The following is a 17428-nucleotide window of genomic DNA, read 5'->3' as shown; positions in this document are numbered from 1 at the left end:
TACTTTTCATTACCCGATTGGTGCCTTTCGCAGAAAGGCGGATTATAAATATGAACTACAACGCTGTGGGAACCAGAGAAAACATCAAGATAATCGACTCAAGCGTAAACAAGAATATGAAGATCGAGATAATGGAATATCAGAAGCTCCTGGGCGGCAGAGACCCCTATTCCTCTCAGATGATGTACTTTATGGAAAAACAGAATATGAAGGTGCGTCAGGCGGCTATTTATCTCACCAATGACGCGGTCAAGGTCGAGCCCGGAGCTATGAGCTATTTTCAGGGCAATCTTGAGATGGTATCGGGCGTTACTCCCGGAAATCTCATCGGCAGAATGTTTACGGGCGCAGTGACGGGTGAAGCCGCCGCTCAGCCCGAATACAGAGGCACGGGAATGGTCGTTCTTGAGCCTACCTTCAAGCATCTGCTCACCCTGGAGCTTCAGCCCGGTGAGGAGATAATCGTTGACAAGGGTATGTTCTTTGCGGCGCAGGGAAGCGCTAATGTAAGCGCTTATATGCAGAGGAACCTTTCCTCTGCTGCTCTGGGCGGCGAGGGCATTTTCCAGACATCTATCAAGGGTCCCGGACTTGTTATTCTTGAGTGCGCTGTTCCCATGTGCGAGATAGATATTATCGACCTTCAGAATGACGTTCTGAAGGTGGACGGCAATTTTGCCGTTCTCAGAACGGGCGGCATCGACTTTACCGTTGAACGCTCCGCTAAGACGCTTATCGGCTCTGCTGTCAGCGGAGAGGGTCTTGTGAATGTATACAGGGGCACGGGTCAGGTCTGGCTCGCTCCCACCATAAAGGTGTACAGTTCAATGCTCGGGTCTCCATACTCCGCCGCTGTTTCGGTAAGCTCTACATAATCACGTTATTTTTTAATTTCTGAAAGGAAGGTAAAAAAAACTATGGCAGTAAATCTTCAGAAGGGTCAGAAAATCGACCTTACAAAGGGTAATCCCGGTCTCAAGCACGTTATGGTAGGTCTCGGCTGGGACGAGGTGAAAAAGGGCGGTCTTTTGGGCGGTCTTTTCGGCGGCGGTCAGGACATCGACTGCGACGCTTCGGCTATCCTTATCACCGAAAGCTCGGGCAAGCTTGCAGGCAAGAGCGACCTTGTTTACTTCGGCAATCTTACACATAAAACGGGCGCTGTAAAGCATATGGGCGACAACCTGACAGGTGCGGGCGACGGCGACGATGAGCAGATATTCGTTGACCTTTCAAAGCTCCCCGCTGAGTATTCCAAGGTCATTTTCGTGGTAAACATCTACGAGGCTAAGGCTCGCAGACAGGATTTCGGCATGATACAGAACGCATTTATCAGACTTGTTAACTCCGACACAAATCAGGAGCTTTGCCGCTACAATCTTTCCGAGAATTACAACGGTATGACCTCTATGATATTCGGCGAGATGTACCGTCACAACGGCGAATGGAAATTCTCCGCTATCGGTCAGGCAACTGCCGACGACGGTCTCGGTTCCCTTATCAGAAGATATAACTGATTAAAAATCACATAAAAATTATGCGGAGCGCCGTAAAAAAGCGGCGCTCCGATTTATACTAATCTTTAACCAACCTATAGACAAATCCGACAGCTATAACACAGCCACTCGTCGTCAAGCTCCCTTGCCGGGCGACAGCCCGCCTGCGGTCGCTTTCCTAGATTGGCTGCGTTCTATCTGCCGTCTTTGTCTACAGAACGATTAAAGATTAGTATTATATGACTTGTTTTGAAAGGAAAAAATCAGACGAAATGGAACTTATCACAGATATAGATATTCTGACATCACAAAAAAACAGAAGAAAGCTTGAGTATTCCGTCGGTCCCCTTTTATATATGCCTGCGCTCAGGTCGGACATTGCGCGAAAGCTGTCCGAAGGCTTTCCCGGGCTGCGGTCGGCGGCTGTATGCCTGGAGGACACCATAAGGGACGATATGGTTGAGGCGGCAGAGGAAAATCTCCTGTCACAGCTTCGTATTCTTGCCGATGACCGCCCCGAAAAGCTGCCTATGATATTTATCAGGGTGCGAAGCGGCGAGCAGCTTGAACGGCTTTCCCGTATGCCCGAAAGCTCCTTTGAGATGATAACGGGATTTATCCTGCCTAAGATAGATGATGAAACATTTACGGAATATGTTCCCTATCTGAACGAGGCATTTGAGAAAAAAAGCAGCCTTTACATTATGCCCATAATCGAAAATCCCTCATTCCTGCGGCTGTCATCAAGATATGCAAAGCTTGAGCGGCTTTTTGACGAGCTTATGAAGATGAGAGACAGAGTACTGAACGTCCGCATCGGCGGGAATGATTTTTGCAGGGCGCTGGATCTGAGGGCGGATATTCACAGCACGGTTTATGATATCCTGCCTGTGGGACAGCTTATTTCGGATATTGCGGCAGTGTTTGCGGGGGAATTTACCGTTTCCGCTCCCGTATGGAATTATTTTGCGGGGGGCGACCCCGACTGGGAAAAGGGTATGGTCAGAGAAATGAGCATTGACCGCTCGATCGGGCTTGTGGGAAAGACTATTATTCACCCGAGTCAGATAAGTGTTGTAAACAGGGCTATGGCGGTGCCCCGCAGGGATTACGAGGACGCACGGCTTATTCTGGAAAACAGCGGTGCGGTGCAGGTGATAAAGAGTGCGGACGGCGGAAGAATGTACGAAAACAAGGTGCATTCGGGCTGGGCAGAGAAGATCCTCGCTCTGGCTGAGGTTTACGGCGTTACGGGAGACTAAGATCATGAAGATAACGGAAAATTACTCGGGGGTAAGCCCCCACAAGCTTTTTGCTCCGGCGGCAAGGGAGAATAATGCAAAGCGGGGCGGACTTATCGTTAATTTTTTGCAGGCAAAGCACGTTCCCGCTAAGCCCTCGGAGACTCTTGCTCTCTTTGACAGGCTGGCGGACAGGGTCATTCCGGACATATGCGAAAAAAAGGTGATGGTCATCGGCTTTGCGGAGACTGCCACTGCTATCGGCGCGGAGCTGGCGGCAAGGCTGGCGGGTAAGTGCGAGTGTACATATATCCACACCACGAGAGAGAAATTCCCCGAGGATATGCGCCTTGCCCTTTTCAGTGAGGAGCACAGCCATGCTACGGAGCAATGCCTTTTTTCGGACAAGGGGCTTGATATTTTTAATGGGGTCGAGCGGATAATCTTTGCGGAGGACGAGCTTACCACGGGCAAGACTATTCTGAATTTTATTGAGGCGCTGAAAAATATCACAAACTGCAAATTTTCCGCGGCTTCCATAATCAACGGAATGAGTGAGGAAAATCTCGGCAAATACAAGGCTATGGGTGTGGGGGTACATTATCTTGTGAAGACAGACAGCTCCGCAGAGACGCTGAAAGAAGCAATTTCCGTCACTCCCCGGGAGGACGGGGAATTTGACATTTTTTCAATTCCCGAAGAGCTTACCCTGAGAATGGATAAAAAGAAAGACCCTCGTCTGGGGATAGACGGGGCGGAGTATGAAAAATACTGTGCAAGTGCCGCAAATGAGTTTTTTGAGAAAATAAAGCCTTTTCTGACGGGTAAAAGGGTGGACGTTATCGGCACGGAGGAGTGTATGTTCCCTGCCATCAAGCTTGGGGAGCTGCTTGAAGAAAAGGGTTATGATGTTCGCTGTCACGCTACTACGAGAAGTCCTATCGTTCCCTCGGGAGACGAGGGTTATCCTCTTTTTGCAAGGTATCGGGTACAAAGCGTTTATGAAGAGGACAGAAGGACGTTTATTTATAATTTGTTTGATTGTGATAACAGGATAGTTGTTATGGGGTGAACATTCCAAAACAAAAAGCAGCACCGCATTTTAAAAACGGTACTGCTTTTTTGACAGCTTCTGAAAGCGTTATATTACTTGAAGTATCTGTTGAGGAGACCCTGGAATGCCTTGCCGTGACGAGCCTCGTCCTTAGCCATCTCGTGAACGGTGTCGTGTATAGCGTCGAGGTTCAGCTGCTTAGCCTTTGTTGCAAGGTCAAGCTTGCCCTGAGTTGCGCCGTGCTCAGCCATAACTCTCATCTCAAGGTTCTTCTTGGTGGAGTCGGTAACAACGTCGCCGAGAAGCTCTGCAAACTTTGCTGCGTGCTCTGCTTCCTCGAAAGCAATTCTCTTATATGCCTCTGCTACCTCGGGATAGCCCTCTCTGTCGGCTACTCTGGACATTGCAAGGTACATACCTACCTCGGTGCACTCGCCCATAAAGTTCTGGTTGAGGCCCTCGATGATCTCCTTGTCGTCAACGTCCTTAGCGATACCCACGATATGCTCGCAGGCAAACTGGAGACCGCTGTCCTGTGCTACCTCGTTGAACTTGGAAGCGGGAGCGCCGCACTGGGGACATTTCTCGGGAGCAGCATCGCCCTCGTAAACATAGCCGCAGATAGAACATACAAACTTCTTCATAAATAAAATTCCTCCGTTTTTATAAATTTTCAAAGTCCATGACTTTGAATTGTACTTGCAAGGTATATTATATACTTGTTTAGTATAATATAAGGATACCACAAACCGAGCTTTTTGTCAATATCAAAATTATTAAATATTATTTAATTCCGCAGGCGCTCATAAATTCGTCGGTCTGCACAAGTCCTGTGCGGTTGTATCTGTCGAGTATCACAAGCTCGTCTTTCATACTTCCGTCGGAATAAACGAGATTTCCCGTTTCGCGGCAGGTAAGGATCAACCGAAAGCCTCTGTCTTTCAGAACGTCAAAGCCTTCTCTTGACATTGCGCCGTAGGGATAGGCATAGACGGTGTGACCGCTTCCGAAGATATTGAGCCATTTATCCGTATCCTCCCCGAATGCGCGGAGATAATCCTCCTCGGACTCGCCGCTGTTTCTCGCCGCTCCCCTTCTGCCGTTAAGGCTGTGCATATTGTAGGTATGGCAGCCAATGGAAAACACATCTCCCGATGAAAGCTCTGCGGCATTCTCCCTTGTCAGATAGGCATAGGCGGGATTGGGGTCGTTTTCCCGTTCCGACTGCACCGTGAACGCTCCCGTTATGTTCACCACTGCTTTCATATGGTACTTTTCAAGCAGGGGCAGGGCATAGGTCATATTGTTAAGATGTCCGTCGTCAAAGGTGATGAAAACGGGCTTTTCCGGAAGCGGCACTCCCTCATCAGTGAAAGCAAGTATCTCATCGGGGGATACGGCGGTGTAGCCCTTGTCACGAAGATATTTCAGGTCGTTTTCAAGCAGCGCAGGAGTTATCACATATTCTCCCGTTCTGGAGGGATTTTTCAGTACGCTGTGATACATAAGCGCAGGCAGGGACACTCCCGCTGCCATATCCGCCGAGGCAGGCTCGGCTTTCTTTTTTAGCGTACAGGATATCAGAAACGCTCCTATAATAAGTATTACAGACAATAAAAACGCCCAAAGCCGCATTGCTGACATCTCCTTAATTTTATAAGCTTTGTTATTATATGCCGCGCACAAAGAATAAATTCTTTTGAAATTATGAAATGTAATCAAATTGTAGCCGATGTGTAATTGAATATGGCAGCAGATTGTGCTAATATGGTAGTATATAAAGGGGGAAAGGCTATGCAGGGCAGACGAAAGCTTTTCTGCGAATGCGGAAAAATATGCTATAATATATCGCTTATAAAGGAATATCTTCTGCGCGATATACGGGATATCATAAGCGTTTTCGGGGGAACGCGCTTTGCGAAGGAACGCTCAGCCGAGGAAATGCCCGTTATTATAAAGGGGCACCTCTCGGTCATTGCACGAAAGCTTGCAGGGGTGGATATGGAGCTTCAGCGCAACAAGGAGACTAATCTCAAAATTGCTGCCGAAAGGATAAACGGGCTGATGATACGTCCCGGGGAGGTCTTTTCCTTCTGGCGGCTCATTGGCAGACCCACAGCAAAAAAGGGCTACCTTGAAGGACTTACCATATCCCGCGGAAGGCTGGGAAGAGCCTGCGGAGGAGGGCTTTGTCAGCTGGCAAATCTCATTCACTGGCTCATTCTGAACAGTCCGCTTGAGGTGACGGAGCTTCATCATCACAGCGACGCGCTTTTTCCCGATGAACGCCGCAGAGTGCCCTTCGGGACGGGTACGTCGGTGTTTTATAAGAATGTGGACTACCGATTTAAAAATACTCTGTCCGAGCCCGTGCAGCTTCTTGTGTGGGTGGACAAGGGGGTGCTTTACGGGGAACTGAGGGGAAATACTTCTCCCGAGTACCGCTATGTTATCCGTGAGGAGGGGCACCATTTTGCAAAAGAGGGAGAGGATTATTTCAGGTGCAGCCTTGTTTACAGAGATGTTTTTGACCGCGAAAGCGGTGAGCTTGTCCGCACCGAGCTTATCCTCACAAACCACTCAAAGGTGATGTACGACCACAGCCTTATTCCAAAGGAGGAAATAGTGTCTTGAGATATGCGGATATCCCCGAAAAAATTCTCCTTGCGGCAAAAAAATTTCCCGAGCGCACCGCATACGAATATATGGGCTCCTTTATTACATACAATGAACTTGCGGACAAATCGGGAGGACTTGCGGCATATCTTTCCGAAGGCACATCTCCCGTTGTCATATACGGTCACAAGTCTCCCGATTTTATAATAGCCCTCACAGCCTGCCTTATTGCGGGGCGGAGCTTTGTTCCCTGCGATATATCCATTCCCCGGGAAAGGGTGAAAAGGATAGCTGTGCTTTCGGGAGCAGGGCTTATTATCTGTACGGAGGAGGGGCTTTCTGCCGATACGGATATACCCGGGATATCCGTATGTGAGCTTCATAAGCTTTATGGGGGAGAAAGGCTTTCTCCCATTAACGAGGGCGATGAAAATGCCTACATAATATTTACCTCGGGCAGCACGGGAGAGCCTAAGGGCATACCCGTAAGACGGGAAAGCCTGTTTAATTTCTGCGGTTTTGCCGAAGGATTTCTGAAAAGCGATAGCCACACAGGTCATGCTCTTTTTTCCTTTGACCTGTCGGTGGCGGATATTTTTCCCGCTCTGCTTTCGGGTCACACCCTTATTGAAACGGACGCGCCCCCCGAAAAGGACACAGGGTCATTTGTCTGCACACCCACATTTCTGCGCCTCTGTCTGCTGTCGGAGAGCTTCTCAAGGGATAATTTCCCCTCTCTTGAGACTATACTCTGCTGCGGCGAGACCCTTCCCCGCGAGACGGCAAAAAAATGCCTTGACCGCTTCGGTGATATACGGCTGATAAACGCCTACGGTCCTGCGGAATGCTGCTGCTTTGTGACGGCTTATGAGGTCACAAGGGGTGGTCTTGATGGCGATATCCCCATTGGAAACGGCGAAAACGCCTGCAATGTGGAAGTCCGTGAGGGTGAGATATTCATCTCGGGAATAAGCGCCGCAAAGGGATATATCACCCCGTCAGCTAAGTCCGACAGCTTCCGCGACAACGGCTATTACACGGGAGATATGGGAGAAATTCGTGACGGAAAGCTTTACTTCAAGGGCAGAAAAAACGGATTTGTTAAATACTCGGGCTTTCGGGTGGAGCTTTCGGAGATAGAATCGGAGATACTTAAAATAAACGGCGTCAAAGACTGCGCCTGCACTGCTCTGCCCGACAGCTTCGGTCAGGCGCGGTGCATAAAAGCCTATGTGGCAGCCGCAGCGCCTTTGTCAGCCGATGAGATAAAAAGCCTTCTTTCCCTGAGGCTCCCCCGCTATATGATACCGAAGATAATTGAATTTGTATCGTCTGTTCCCATGACCCCCAACGGCAAAATAAAAATATAGCCGCGCCTGTGAACTTATAAAATTAATTTATTAAAAAACTATAAAATCTATTGCCAATTGTAGAATTATGTTGTATAATGTAATATAAGGACAATTATCGAGGTGAACCGAATGAAAAAGCTGAACGGGCTTACCGAAAAAATTCTTAAAATGATAGCTCTGACCGCTGCACTGATATGCGTATGCATAACCGCGGCAGGTGCGGTGCTTATATATATAGCCACCGAGGAAGGGATAAAGACAGAGGTGAATTACGCTGCCCATTCCTTATACCACCTTCTTGATTCCGAATTTCACGGGGAATATTACCTGAAAAACGGTTCCCTGTACAAGGGCGGAGTTATGATATCATATATAGATTTCAAGACCACGACCGATATGATAGCCTGCAGTGATGACGTGGATTTCACCGTTTTCTGGGAAGACACCCGTATGTTCACCACCGTGAAGCGCAGCGACGGCAGCTTTATCACAGGCACCTCCGCCGACCAAAAGGTCATTGACAGCGTTCTCGGCAGGGGTATAGAGTATTATTACAGCAGAGTCAAAATAAACGGCAGGAATTATGCGGGATATTACATACCCATTATGGACTCCTCCGCAAAGACCGTTGGTATGATATTTGCAGGCAGACCCCTTGATATGGCAAGAAGCAATATGAGGAAGATAATAACCTGCTTTGCCATAATCAGCGCCTGCGTCCTTGCTGTGACCCTGGTGGTTTTCAGCAAATTTTCATCAAAGATCGTGGGCAAGCTTTTAGAGATAAAAACCTTTATGGAAAATGTCGCAGGAGGAGATTTTTCTGCCGATCTGTCGCTCGAAACTCTCAGTCAGCCCGACGAGGTGGGAGATATCGCCCGAAGCGCCAATACCCTGAGATACAACCTGAGAGACCTGGTGGAAAGAGACCCCCTCACCACTCTGCTCAACAGGCGCAGCTGCCGCAAGTCCATAGACAGGCTGCTTGAACAGAAAAAGGGCTATACTGCCGCAATGGCGGATATCGACCATTTCAAGAGCATAAATGACGGCTACGGTCACGCCTGCGGCGATATGGTGCTCAAGGAGCTTTCCGCTATGCTGAAGGAAGAGACCGAGAAGAAAAAGGGCTTTGCTTCAAGATGGGGCGGCGAGGAATTTCTCATAATCCTCCCCGAGTCCGAGCTGAGCGATGCAGAGGCATTTCTTGAAAAGCTCCTCAGAATGGTCCGTGACGCCGAATATGTCTGGGAGAACAAAAGGATACCCGTTACCATTACCATCGGCGCAGCACAAATGGCAGATGGCGAAACTCCCGACGATACCATCAACCGCGCTGACCATCTGCTGTATGCAGGCAAGGAATCGGGAAGAAACAGGCTTGTGACAAAGGCCGGCTGAGTTTGTTTTCAGGACGGTGACAGATATGGCTCAAAACAACGATACACACGATGATTATTTCATAGGCGATTTTACTTTAAGTGAAATGAACTCTGCCGCAGAGGCAATTATCCGCAGGCAGAATATGGAGAAAAAGAAAATTATTGCTCGTACAGCGGTTTACATTCTTCTGATCCTTTTAACTGTGATTATGGGTATACTTTTTTTAAAGCTTTTTCCCGAAATAGTCTCGGAAAATATAACTGCTACCCATACTCACCGTTCCTATGACTTAGAGGGAACGGCAGGAATTATCCAGGACTTTCTGAAAATACCTATATTTTTATTGGTCATTCTTTTATTGATAGCAGAGATAATTCACGAAAACAAAAGAATGGAGCTATACAGCCAATATAAGGTCTATAAAGGCGTAATAGGAAAAATATGCCACAGCACCGAATTTAAAAAACCGGTATTCTGCGTTGAAGTCCAGTTTCCCGATAATACCGATGTGGTTTTTAACTATCTTTCAGACGACCGTGAAGCCCCGCTTATCTGCGAAACAGAGATAATACTTATTGATTTTATCAGAGTGAAAAAAAACATTGTAAACCCATCGGTGAATAACCGAAATGTCAGAAGAAAACGATATGCATCAAATAAGATCGGGAATAACAAATACATTATCCTGAGACCGGGATCTCAATCTCATAATTTCTGACTGCTTTTCAGATATCAAATATTGTTGTTTACTGACCGGGGGACAGGCTGTCTCCCGGTTTTGTTACTCTTTTGTAAGTGAATTGACACAAAATTCGCTATTGAAAAAAAGCGGGGAGATATGCTATAATATAAACATAACATAATGTCGAAAAGGGAGTGATAGGGAAAAATATGAAAGCGCTTCTCGGATATATCGGACAGTATTTCCGCAGGCTAGATAAACTGCTTTTTCTTGCGGCGGCGGCACTGTCGGTTTTCAGCGTGATACTGCTTTATTCCATTGTGGTAAACGGCGCTGCCACCATTGAGGTAAATTCAAGCCTTTATAAAACTCAGGCTGTGGCAATAATCGCAGGCTGGGTAATAGCCCTGATGCTTTCGGCAATGGACTACAACAAGATAATCAAGCTGTGGGTGCTGTACGCGCCCCTGTCTATCATACTATCCCTTCTGGTGTTCACAAAGCTGGGAATAGAGGTCTACGGCGACAGGGCGTGGATAGACCTGGGATTTATGACCTTACAGCCCTCGGAGCTTCTTAAAATAACCTTTGTTACCACCTTCGCCCTTCATCTGTCAAAGGTAGGCGACAGGATAAACAGGCTGTCAAACGTGCTTCTGCTCTGCGCTCATGCAGCCATTCCCACAATCATCGTAATCCTCCAGGGCGACGACGGAACAGCCAGCGTTTTTCTTATGATATTCGTTATAATGATGTTTTCCGCAGGGATATCCTGGAAATATATCCTCCCCTGCGCCGCCGCACTGCCCTTTGCGGTCTATTTCGTGTGGACAAGGGTGATGAAGCCCTTTCAGAAAACACGATTTCTTGTGCTTTTCGATGAGGAGCTTGACCCTCTGGGTATTGGCTATCACCAGCGTGTCAGCAAGACCGCTCTCGGCTCGGGTCAGCTTTTCGGAAAGGGTCTTTTCGGCGGCGAATACGTAAAGGTCCCCGAGGCGGCTAATGACTTCATATTCACCTACGTGGGTCAGACCCTGGGCTTTGTAGGCTGTATGGCGGTGGTTGCCATACTCACCTACATCTGCCTTAAAATTATGGCAGACTCACGAATTGCCAAGGACGATACGGGAAAATATCTCTGCGTGGGCGTATACTCGATGATATGCATACACTGCATACTTAATCTGGGAATGGTTTTCGGAGCAATGCCCGTTATCGGCGTGCCCCTGCCCTTTCTGAGCCAGGGCGGCACCTCCACCCTGTCCATGTACATTGGCTTAGGACTTGTAATGAGCGCATATTCTCATTCGGAGAAAAAGTATAAAGTTTTTTATGATGGCGGCTGAGCGGGTGGCGACCCGCGGCGAGGTCGCGCCGTTGCTTTGTACGGATAGGTTAAATCATTCCGCGCCGATAGGTCATGCTGACTGTTTCGATTATTATTGGTAACTGCTCTTACTTTTGGAAAATAATTTCCGCACAAACGGTGCAGAAAATGGCAAATATCCGCCTGTTCATAAAAAAGTTACATTTTTCTATGACCTTTTGCCGAAATAACTCTTTACAAATTGTACGTTATGTTATATAATTTACATTATGTAGAGTTATTTTTCCCGTTACGGTTTACTTTTTTTGGTCGGAGGTGCTTTTGTGAATACGGATTTCCCCCGTATAATTACCCTGCTCCGCAAGGAGCGGAATATAAGCCAGAAGCAGGCTGCCGCCGACCTCGGAGTTTCCCAGGCGCTTCTGTCCCATTACGAAAAGGGAATAAGAGAATGCGGTCTGGAATTTCTTGTAAAAACTGCGGACTATTATAATGTTTCCTGCGATTATCTTCTCGGACGGTGCGCCGAGCCCATGGGCAAGGCGGAAAATGCTCCCGTGACCGCTCCCGAAAACGGTCAGGACAAGCTCACCGCTCCCCAGAAAATGCTTATAAATTCCGAAAAGCTGATTTTTTCCCTTATGAACTCCCTGGAGGACGCCGCTCTGGAAAAGAGCGTAAGAGGCTATCTGAGCCTTGCGGTATACCGCATTTTCAGGGTCATTTATTCCGCAAATCCCAAAAATGACCGCCGCTTCTTTACGGTGGACTCCCCCGGTGCGGACGGATTTACCTCAGCCGCAATGGAGCTGAAAAAGGCTCAGGCTGAAAATGCCGCCAAAAACGGCGCTATGCAGAACGTTCAGATAACCACAAACTCCATTTCCGAGGACCACCCCGAATATGCTTCGGCTCTGTTAAATCAGATAAAGTCCTGCGAGGACTGCGTCAGCTCGTCAATGAAGGCTGATGAGGAATAAGTAATATCATACACATAAATCCGCTTTTGAAGAGTTCAAAAGCGGATTTTAGCAAATATATCAAAGGGTATAGAATAAATAAAATCGATATATTGGTACCCGTCCGAAACAATGCCTCGGACGGGTACTATTTTTATGCAGTCTCAGCCGCAGTCTCCTTGTTATTTCGGAAAATCGCCTTAAAAAGCGTGCGGATAAGGGGCTGGATAAAGAAAAGCTGGGTAAAGAACGCAAAGGGGAAATTATAGCAGACAAGCTTCAGCCAGTCCGCAAGGAGGGTGAAAATATCAAAGCCCTTGTAATAGGGATAATACAGCCAAGCCGCAATAAAGCTCATGGCAGGGCACATTATCCCCACGGTAGCGCATATGACAGCCGTCTCAAACAGCACAGGGTGAGTGCTCCGGGGGTCGAACACCTTGCAGGCAAGCCTGAATGAACAGGGACTTCCCACAAGCATTTCCAGGCAGTATGCAAAGCAAAACTCCGTCAGCACCACTGCCCATATGGGAACCCACTGTCCCATCATATAAACTCCCCCGTTTGCCTTGATGGCTTCAAGAACGCTTGTTGTCCCCGTAACGCTCATCAGCATATTGCCGTTTACGGTGTAAAGGCTGTAAAACACATAGGCGTGAACGGTCACAAGCACCGTCATAAGGGCAAATATCCCTCTCTCAAAATTGTTCTTCGGCATAAATATCTCTCCTGACATAAAGTGTTTTGGACAAAAAATCACACGTCCTGCCCTATGCAGACCCGATCAAAAGTAACATAACAGTACCGTGATCAGATTTACATACCCTGTGGGTAAAACGTGTGTCGTTGTCCGTATTAAATTGTATTATCATTTTAACATAAAACAAAACCGCAAGTCAAGGGTGCTTTTTACCAAATTTAAGCTCTCCTCTGCCCGTAAAATTATCATTTCGTGGCAGCTTGTTTGTATCGTTACCGAGCTGTCCGCCTGCCGCCCGAATAAATTACAGAACGAGCGGCTGCAGGCTCAGCCTGTCGGGGGACGCCCCGCAGCGGCGGGGGTCGCCCCGCGGCGAGGTCGCGCTGTGCGTTTGTGTGGATCGTCGGCTTCGTCTCCGCGCCGATAGATTTTGTATCAGCCTGTCGGGTGACGACCCGTGGCGGCGGGGGACGCCCCGCGGCGAGGTTGTTAGGACATTTCATGCGAATTATATCATTTGTGGCTCGGTAACGTTTATCTGCATGAACATTATAATTTTACATAAAATTCAACCTGTCCGAAATATAATGAAGAAAACGCCGCTTATCTGATTTTACCCCGATTTTACAAAAGTGCCGTTTCGGATTTTACATTGGCGGTGTATCATAATAATCGTACCGCGAAGAAGCGATAAAAAAGAATTGTGAAAAATGTAAATCAGGCGATTTACCGAAAGGAAGATTTGTAATGAAAAAAACAGCAAGAAAAATTATGGCAGTCGCTGCCGCAATGGCATTATGCGGAGCGCTCGCAGCCTGCGGAGGAGCAGCCGGATCCACAGGAAGCTCTGACAGCACTGCAGCCGCAGCAGGCGGAAGCAATTTTAAGGCAAGCTCCGACATTGCCGTTATCTCCAGAGAGGACGGCTCGGGCACAAGAGGTGCATTTGTAGAGCTTTTCGGCGTTGAGCAGAAGAACGATCAGGGCGAGAAGATAGACTACACCATCGACACCGCCTCCATCACCCAGAGCACAGGCGTTATGAAAACCAGCGTATCCCAGAACGAGTATGCCATCGGCTACATCTCTCTCGGCGCACTTGACAATACCGTTAAGGCTCTCAAGATAGACGGAGCAGATGCAACCGTTGACAATATCAAGAACGGAACCTATAAGATATCCCGTCCCTTCAATATCGTTACCACAGCAAACGTATCTCCCATTGCGCAGGATTTCATCGACTTCATAATGTCTGCCGACGGACAGGCTGTTATCGAGGGTGAAAAGTACATCCCCGTTTCCGACGCTCCCGCATATTCGGGAACAAAGCAGAGCGGAACAATAACCGTAGCAGGCTCCTCCTCCGTAACACCCGTTATGGAAAAGCTCAAGGAAGCATATGTGGCAGTTAACCCCGATGTGAATGTTGAGATAAACCAGAGCGACTCCACCACAGGCGTAAACAGTGCAGTTGACGGCATCTGCGATATCGGAATGGCTTCAAGAGAGCTTAAAGACAGCGAGACCGAAAAGGGTGCAGTTTCCACAGTTATTGCAATGGACGGCATCACCGTTATCGTAAGCAACGACAACCCCGTAAACGAGCTTACCGCAAACGAGGTAAAGGATATCTATACGGGTAATATCACAACTTGGGAAAGCCTTGTAGACTAATTTCTTAATAACTAACGGCGCCCAAAAGGCAAAAGTTTCGCTCAAGCCTTTTCAAAGGCTTGCGGGGGTCGAGGGGGCAGAGCCCCTCGTCGCCCTCCGCAGAGGGCGAAATCCTCTTTACGAAGGAGCTCCGCAAGGGGTGAACCCCAAAACAGTCCGGTGGACTGTTTTGGGGGAGGGGATTGGTCTTGTAAACAAGCCCGCCCTGCGATAGAGGGCGTCCCCTTCCCCGGGATTGTTAAGGGTCGCAACCCTTAACACAATGCGCCCCAAAGGCGCATTGCTCAGCGCCGCACTTACTGGGTAAAATAATTGAAAGGAGCGTAACCAAATCCAATATGAATAACTTCAAAGAAAAAGCTATGCATATCGTGTTCGCCGTCTCCGCCTGCATATCAATACTTGCGGTGGTGCTGATATGCGTTTTTCTTTTTGCAAACGGCATACCTGCCATAGCAGAAATAGGACCGGGAAAATTCCTGGGCGGAAAGGTCTGGAAGCCTTCAAACGATACCTTTGGCATATTCCCCATGATAATCGGCAGCCTTTACGTTACCGCAGGAGCAATAATCATAGGCGTTCCCATAGGCATACTCACCGCAGTATTTATGGCAAGATTCTGCCCTAAGGGTATATATAAGATAGTCAAGCCCGCCATCGAGCTGCTTGCAGGCATACCCTCGGTAGTTTACGGCTTTTTCGGACTTATGGTGATAGTTCCACTTATAAGAAAGCTTTTCGGCGGCAGCGGCACAAGTATGCTGGCAGCCTCCATAGTGCTTGGGATAATGATACTCCCCACCATCATAGGCGTTTCGGAAAGCGCCATAAGAGCCGTTCCCGAGAGCTATTACGAAGGCTCCCTGGGACTTGGGGCAAGCCACGAGAGAAGCGTGTTTTTCGCCGTTCTCCCTGCGGCAAAATCGGGCATACTTGCAGGAGTGATACTCGGAATAGGACGTGCAGTGGGCGAAACCATGGCAGTGGTAATGGTTGCGGGAAATCAGGCAGTGCTGCCCGAAAAGCTCACTCAGGGCGTGCGTACAATGACCGCAAACATCGTCCTTGAAATGGGCTATGCAGCCGATCTTCACCGTGAAGCCCTTATTGCCACAGCGGTAGTGCTTTTCGTGTTCATTCTTCTCATTAACCTCACATTCTCGGTAATAAAGAGAAAAACCTCAAATGTCTGAAAGGAAAAGTTATATGAATAATATTTCCGCCGCCGCGATACCCGCAGAAAAGGATAGCAGCAGGACACGGGCAATTTTCAGTTCAAAAGCGCAGTCAATACTTCTTGGCGGCGCAGTATGGATCGCCGCAGGAATAACCCTGCTGTCCCTTCTGAGCATAATAATCTATATCCTGTACAAGGGCATTCCTCATCTTTCTCTCGAACTCTTCGCCCCCGAATACACCACCGAGAATATGTCCCTGTTCCCTGCGCTGGTAAACACCGTCACAATGACCCTTGTGTCCCTGCTTATCGCCGTACCTCTCGGAGTGTTCTCGGCAATTTATCTTGTGGAATACGCAAAAAGGGGCAATAAGCTTGTGACCCTTGTGGGAATAACCACCGAGACTCTTTCGGGTATCCCCTCCATAGTTTACGGACTTTTCGGATATCTGCTGTTCGTGTCTCAGCTCAAATGGGGATATTCAATGCTGGCAGGTGCTCTCACCCTGTCCATAATGATACTCCCTCTTATTATGCGAACCACCGAGGAAGCCCTCAGAAGCGTCCCCGACAGCTACAGAGAGGGAAGCTTCGGACTTGGCGCAGGAAAGCTCAGAACTGTGTTTACGGTTGTCCTGCCCTCCGCCGTACCGGGCATACTGGCAGGCGTTATCCTCGCCATAGGACGTATCGCGGGAGAGACCGCCGCCCTTATCTTCACAGCAGGAACGGTAGCTCAGATCCCCGACACTCTTATGGGCTCGGGCAGAACTCTCGCAATTCACCTCTATGCCCTTTGGAACGAGGGACTTGCGGCAGAGCAGTCATATGCCACCGCTGTGATACTGCTTATCATCGTGGTGCTCATAAATATGCTCTCCTCCTTTATCGCAAAGAAGATATCAAAATAAACCGTATCCGAAAGGAAAAATCAGATGAATAAGTTTGAAATAGAGCATTTAAATCTCCATTACGGAAAATTTCACGCCTTAAAGGACGTTTCCATCAACATTCCCGCAGGTGAGATAACCGCCTTTATCGGCCCCTCGGGCTGCGGTAAATCCACGCTCCTCAAGAGCCTCAACCGAATGAACGACCTTGTGGAGGGCTGCGTTATCGACGGAAAGGTGCTCCTTGACGGTGAGGATATCTATAACGGAATGGACGTGAATTTCCTCAGAAAAAAGGTGGGAATGGTTTTCCAGAAGCCAAATCCCTTTCCTATGAGTGTTTACGACAACATTGCCTACGGTCCCCGTACCCACGGAGTGCACTCAAAGGCGAAGCTTGACGAGATAGTTGAACGCTCCCTTACCGACGCCGCAATATGGAATGAGCTGAAAGACAGGCTCAAAAAAAGCGCCCTGGGACTTTCGGGCGGTCAGCAGCAGAGACTGTGCATTGCCCGTGCCCTGGCGGTAGAGCCCGATGTTCTTCTGATGGACGAGCCCACCTCTGCTCTGGACCCCATTTCCACCAACAAGATAGAGGACCTTGCCATAAGCCTCAAGGAGAAGTACACCATTGTCATCGTCACCCACAATATGCAGCAGGCAACAAGAATTTCCGACCGCACAGCCTTTTTCCTGCTGGGCGAGGTAGTGGAATTTGACGAGACCGAAAAGCTCTTCTCCGCCCCCAAGGACAAGCGCACCGAGGACTACATAACCGGAAGATTTGGTTAAGTCGGGGCGGGTGACGACCCGCGGCGAGGTCGCGCTGTTAATTTATTCGAATTTGTTTATTTGCTGCCGCGCCGATAGT

At 48.5% G+C, this 17428-nt stretch carries 17 protein-coding genes; 14 read left to right on the top strand and 3 right to left on the bottom strand.

What is annotated here, in order from left to right:
• Window positions 1-50 precede the first annotated feature (50 nt).
• The 4 genes from ACI4J0_RS10315 (at window position 51) to ACI4J0_RS10300 (ending at window position 3809) form a co-directional block, all read left to right on the top strand.
• A complete protein-coding gene (locus ACI4J0_RS10315) occupies window positions 51-875 on the top strand; it encodes an AIM24 family protein (protein ID WP_439765725.1) in 825 nt (274 codons plus the stop codon).
• 42 nt (window positions 876-917) lie between these two features.
• Window positions 918-1517: a TerD family protein gene (locus tag ACI4J0_RS10310; RefSeq protein ID WP_439765724.1), complete on the top strand. Its 600-nt coding sequence runs from the start codon at window positions 918-920 to the stop codon at window positions 1515-1517.
• 251 nt (window positions 1518-1768) lie between these two features.
• Complete coding sequence (locus ACI4J0_RS10305; protein WP_439765723.1) at window positions 1769-2758, top strand: HpcH/HpaI aldolase/citrate lyase family protein; 990 nt, start codon at window positions 1769-1771, stop codon at window positions 2756-2758.
• Window positions 2759-2762: 4 nt separating this feature from the next.
• Window positions 2763-3809 (top strand): phosphoribosyltransferase domain-containing protein, encoded by a 1047-nt coding sequence (locus ACI4J0_RS10300; RefSeq protein WP_439765722.1) that lies wholly within the window; start codon window positions 2763-2765, stop codon window positions 3807-3809.
• A gap of 74 nt (window positions 3810-3883) precedes the next feature.
• Here the strand turns inward: ACI4J0_RS10300 and ACI4J0_RS10295 are convergent, their stop codons facing one another.
• On the bottom strand, window positions 3884-4435 hold the full coding sequence (locus ACI4J0_RS10295; RefSeq protein ID WP_439765721.1) for an NADH peroxidase: 552 nt from the start codon (window positions 4433-4435) through the stop codon (window positions 3884-3886).
• Between the two features lie 139 nt (window positions 4436-4574).
• The gene (locus tag ACI4J0_RS10290; protein WP_439765720.1) at window positions 4575-5426 is read right to left on the bottom strand and encodes a polysaccharide deacetylase family protein; all 852 of its coding nucleotides are present in this window, start codon (window positions 5424-5426) and stop codon (window positions 4575-4577) included.
• 132 nt (window positions 5427-5558) lie between these two features.
• On the opposite strand from ACI4J0_RS10290, the gene ACI4J0_RS10285 reads away from it, so the two are divergent.
• The 6 genes from ACI4J0_RS10285 (at window position 5559) to ACI4J0_RS10260 (ending at window position 12134) form a co-directional block, all read left to right on the top strand.
• Entirely contained in the window at window positions 5559-6425 is an 867-nt protein-coding gene (locus ACI4J0_RS10285; RefSeq protein ID WP_439765719.1) for a VanW family protein, read from the top strand.
• Complete coding sequence (locus ACI4J0_RS10280) at window positions 6422-7777, top strand: AMP-binding protein (RefSeq protein WP_439765718.1); 1356 nt, start codon at window positions 6422-6424, stop codon at window positions 7775-7777. The genes ACI4J0_RS10285 and ACI4J0_RS10280 overlap by 4 nt, the downstream gene beginning before the upstream one ends.
• 111 nt (window positions 7778-7888) lie before the next feature.
• Window positions 7889-9160, top strand: a complete 1272-nt coding sequence (locus tag ACI4J0_RS10275; protein ID WP_439765717.1) for a diguanylate cyclase domain-containing protein — start codon at window positions 7889-7891, stop codon at window positions 9158-9160.
• Between the two features lie 25 nt (window positions 9161-9185).
• Entirely contained in the window at window positions 9186-9860 is a 675-nt protein-coding gene (locus ACI4J0_RS10270; RefSeq protein ID WP_439765716.1) for a hypothetical protein, read from the top strand.
• 173 nt (window positions 9861-10033) lie between these two features.
• Window positions 10034-11173, top strand: coding sequence for an FtsW/RodA/SpoVE family cell cycle protein (locus ACI4J0_RS10265; protein ID WP_439765715.1), 1140 nt, complete (start codon window positions 10034-10036; stop codon window positions 11171-11173).
• 304 nt (window positions 11174-11477) lie between these two features.
• Window positions 11478-12134 (top strand): helix-turn-helix domain-containing protein, encoded by a 657-nt coding sequence (locus tag ACI4J0_RS10260; protein WP_439765714.1) that lies wholly within the window; start codon window positions 11478-11480, stop codon window positions 12132-12134.
• 133 nt (window positions 12135-12267) lie between these two features.
• Here the strand turns inward: ACI4J0_RS10260 and ACI4J0_RS10255 are convergent, their stop codons facing one another.
• Window positions 12268-12831, bottom strand: a complete 564-nt coding sequence (locus ACI4J0_RS10255) for a hypothetical protein (RefSeq protein ID WP_439765713.1) — start codon at window positions 12829-12831, stop codon at window positions 12268-12270.
• 729 nt (window positions 12832-13560) lie between these two features.
• Between ACI4J0_RS10255 and ACI4J0_RS10250 the strand changes: the two genes are divergently transcribed.
• The 4 genes from ACI4J0_RS10250 to pstB all read left to right on the top strand — a co-directional run bounded on the left by ACI4J0_RS10250 (window position 13561) and on the right by pstB (window position 17349).
• Window positions 13561-14487: a substrate-binding domain-containing protein gene (locus tag ACI4J0_RS10250; protein WP_439765712.1), complete on the top strand. Its 927-nt coding sequence runs from the start codon at window positions 13561-13563 to the stop codon at window positions 14485-14487.
• A gap of 338 nt (window positions 14488-14825) precedes the next feature.
• The gene (gene pstC, locus ACI4J0_RS10245; protein WP_439765711.1) at window positions 14826-15680 is read left to right on the top strand and encodes a phosphate ABC transporter permease subunit PstC; all 855 of its coding nucleotides are present in this window, start codon (window positions 14826-14828) and stop codon (window positions 15678-15680) included.
• Window positions 15681-15693: 13 nt separating this feature from the next.
• The gene (pstA, locus tag ACI4J0_RS10240) at window positions 15694-16575 is read left to right on the top strand and encodes a phosphate ABC transporter permease PstA (RefSeq protein ID WP_439765710.1); all 882 of its coding nucleotides are present in this window, start codon (window positions 15694-15696) and stop codon (window positions 16573-16575) included.
• 24 nt (window positions 16576-16599) lie between these two features.
• Entirely contained in the window at window positions 16600-17349 is a 750-nt protein-coding gene (gene pstB, locus ACI4J0_RS10235; RefSeq protein ID WP_439765709.1) for a phosphate ABC transporter ATP-binding protein PstB, read from the top strand.
• The last annotated feature ends 79 nt before the right edge of the window (window positions 17350-17428 follow it).

The sequence above is a fragment of the Huintestinicola sp. genome (assembly GCF_051882455.1).
Taxonomy (GTDB): Bacteria; Bacillota; Clostridia; order Oscillospirales; family Ruminococcaceae; genus Huintestinicola.
Note: the sequence above shows the minus strand (reverse complement) of the source record. Positions and strands in the feature narration are given on the sequence as shown.

Bases quoted from the DNA above. Each gene is read 5' to 3' on its own strand.
- ACI4J0_RS10255 (WP_439765713.1), bottom strand. From the start codon at position 12,831: ATGCCGAAGAACAATTTTGAGAGAGGGATATTTGCCCTTATGACGGTG.
- pstC (WP_439765711.1), top strand. From the start codon at position 14,826: ATGAATAACTTCAAAGAAAAAGCTATGCATATCGTGTTCGCCGTCTCC.
- pstA (WP_439765710.1), top strand. From the start codon at position 15,694: ATGAATAATATTTCCGCCGCCGCGATACCCGCAGAAAAGGATAGCAGC.
- ACI4J0_RS10265 (WP_439765715.1), top strand. From the start codon at position 10,034: ATGAAAGCGCTTCTCGGATATATCGGACAGTATTTCCGCAGGCTAGAT.
- ACI4J0_RS10315 (WP_439765725.1), top strand. From the start codon at position 51: ATGAACTACAACGCTGTGGGAACCAGAGAAAACATCAAGATAATCGAC.
- ACI4J0_RS10250 (WP_439765712.1), top strand. From the start codon at position 13,561: ATGAAAAAAACAGCAAGAAAAATTATGGCAGTCGCTGCCGCAATGGCA.
- ACI4J0_RS10290 (WP_439765720.1), bottom strand. From the start codon at position 5,426: ATGCGGCTTTGGGCGTTTTTATTGTCTGTAATACTTATTATAGGAGCG.
- ACI4J0_RS10295 (WP_439765721.1), bottom strand. From the start codon at position 4,435: ATGAAGAAGTTTGTATGTTCTATCTGCGGCTATGTTTACGAGGGCGAT.
- ACI4J0_RS10270 (WP_439765716.1), top strand. From the start codon at position 9,186: ATGGCTCAAAACAACGATACACACGATGATTATTTCATAGGCGATTTT.
- ACI4J0_RS10285 (WP_439765719.1), top strand. From the start codon at position 5,559: ATGGTAGTATATAAAGGGGGAAAGGCTATGCAGGGCAGACGAAAGCTT.
- ACI4J0_RS10310 (WP_439765724.1), top strand. From the start codon at position 918: ATGGCAGTAAATCTTCAGAAGGGTCAGAAAATCGACCTTACAAAGGGT.
- ACI4J0_RS10275 (WP_439765717.1), top strand. From the start codon at position 7,889: ATGAAAAAGCTGAACGGGCTTACCGAAAAAATTCTTAAAATGATAGCT.
- ACI4J0_RS10300 (WP_439765722.1), top strand. From the start codon at position 2,763: ATGAAGATAACGGAAAATTACTCGGGGGTAAGCCCCCACAAGCTTTTT.
- ACI4J0_RS10305 (WP_439765723.1), top strand. From the start codon at position 1,769: ATGGAACTTATCACAGATATAGATATTCTGACATCACAAAAAAACAGA.
- pstB (WP_439765709.1), top strand. From the start codon at position 16,600: ATGAATAAGTTTGAAATAGAGCATTTAAATCTCCATTACGGAAAATTT.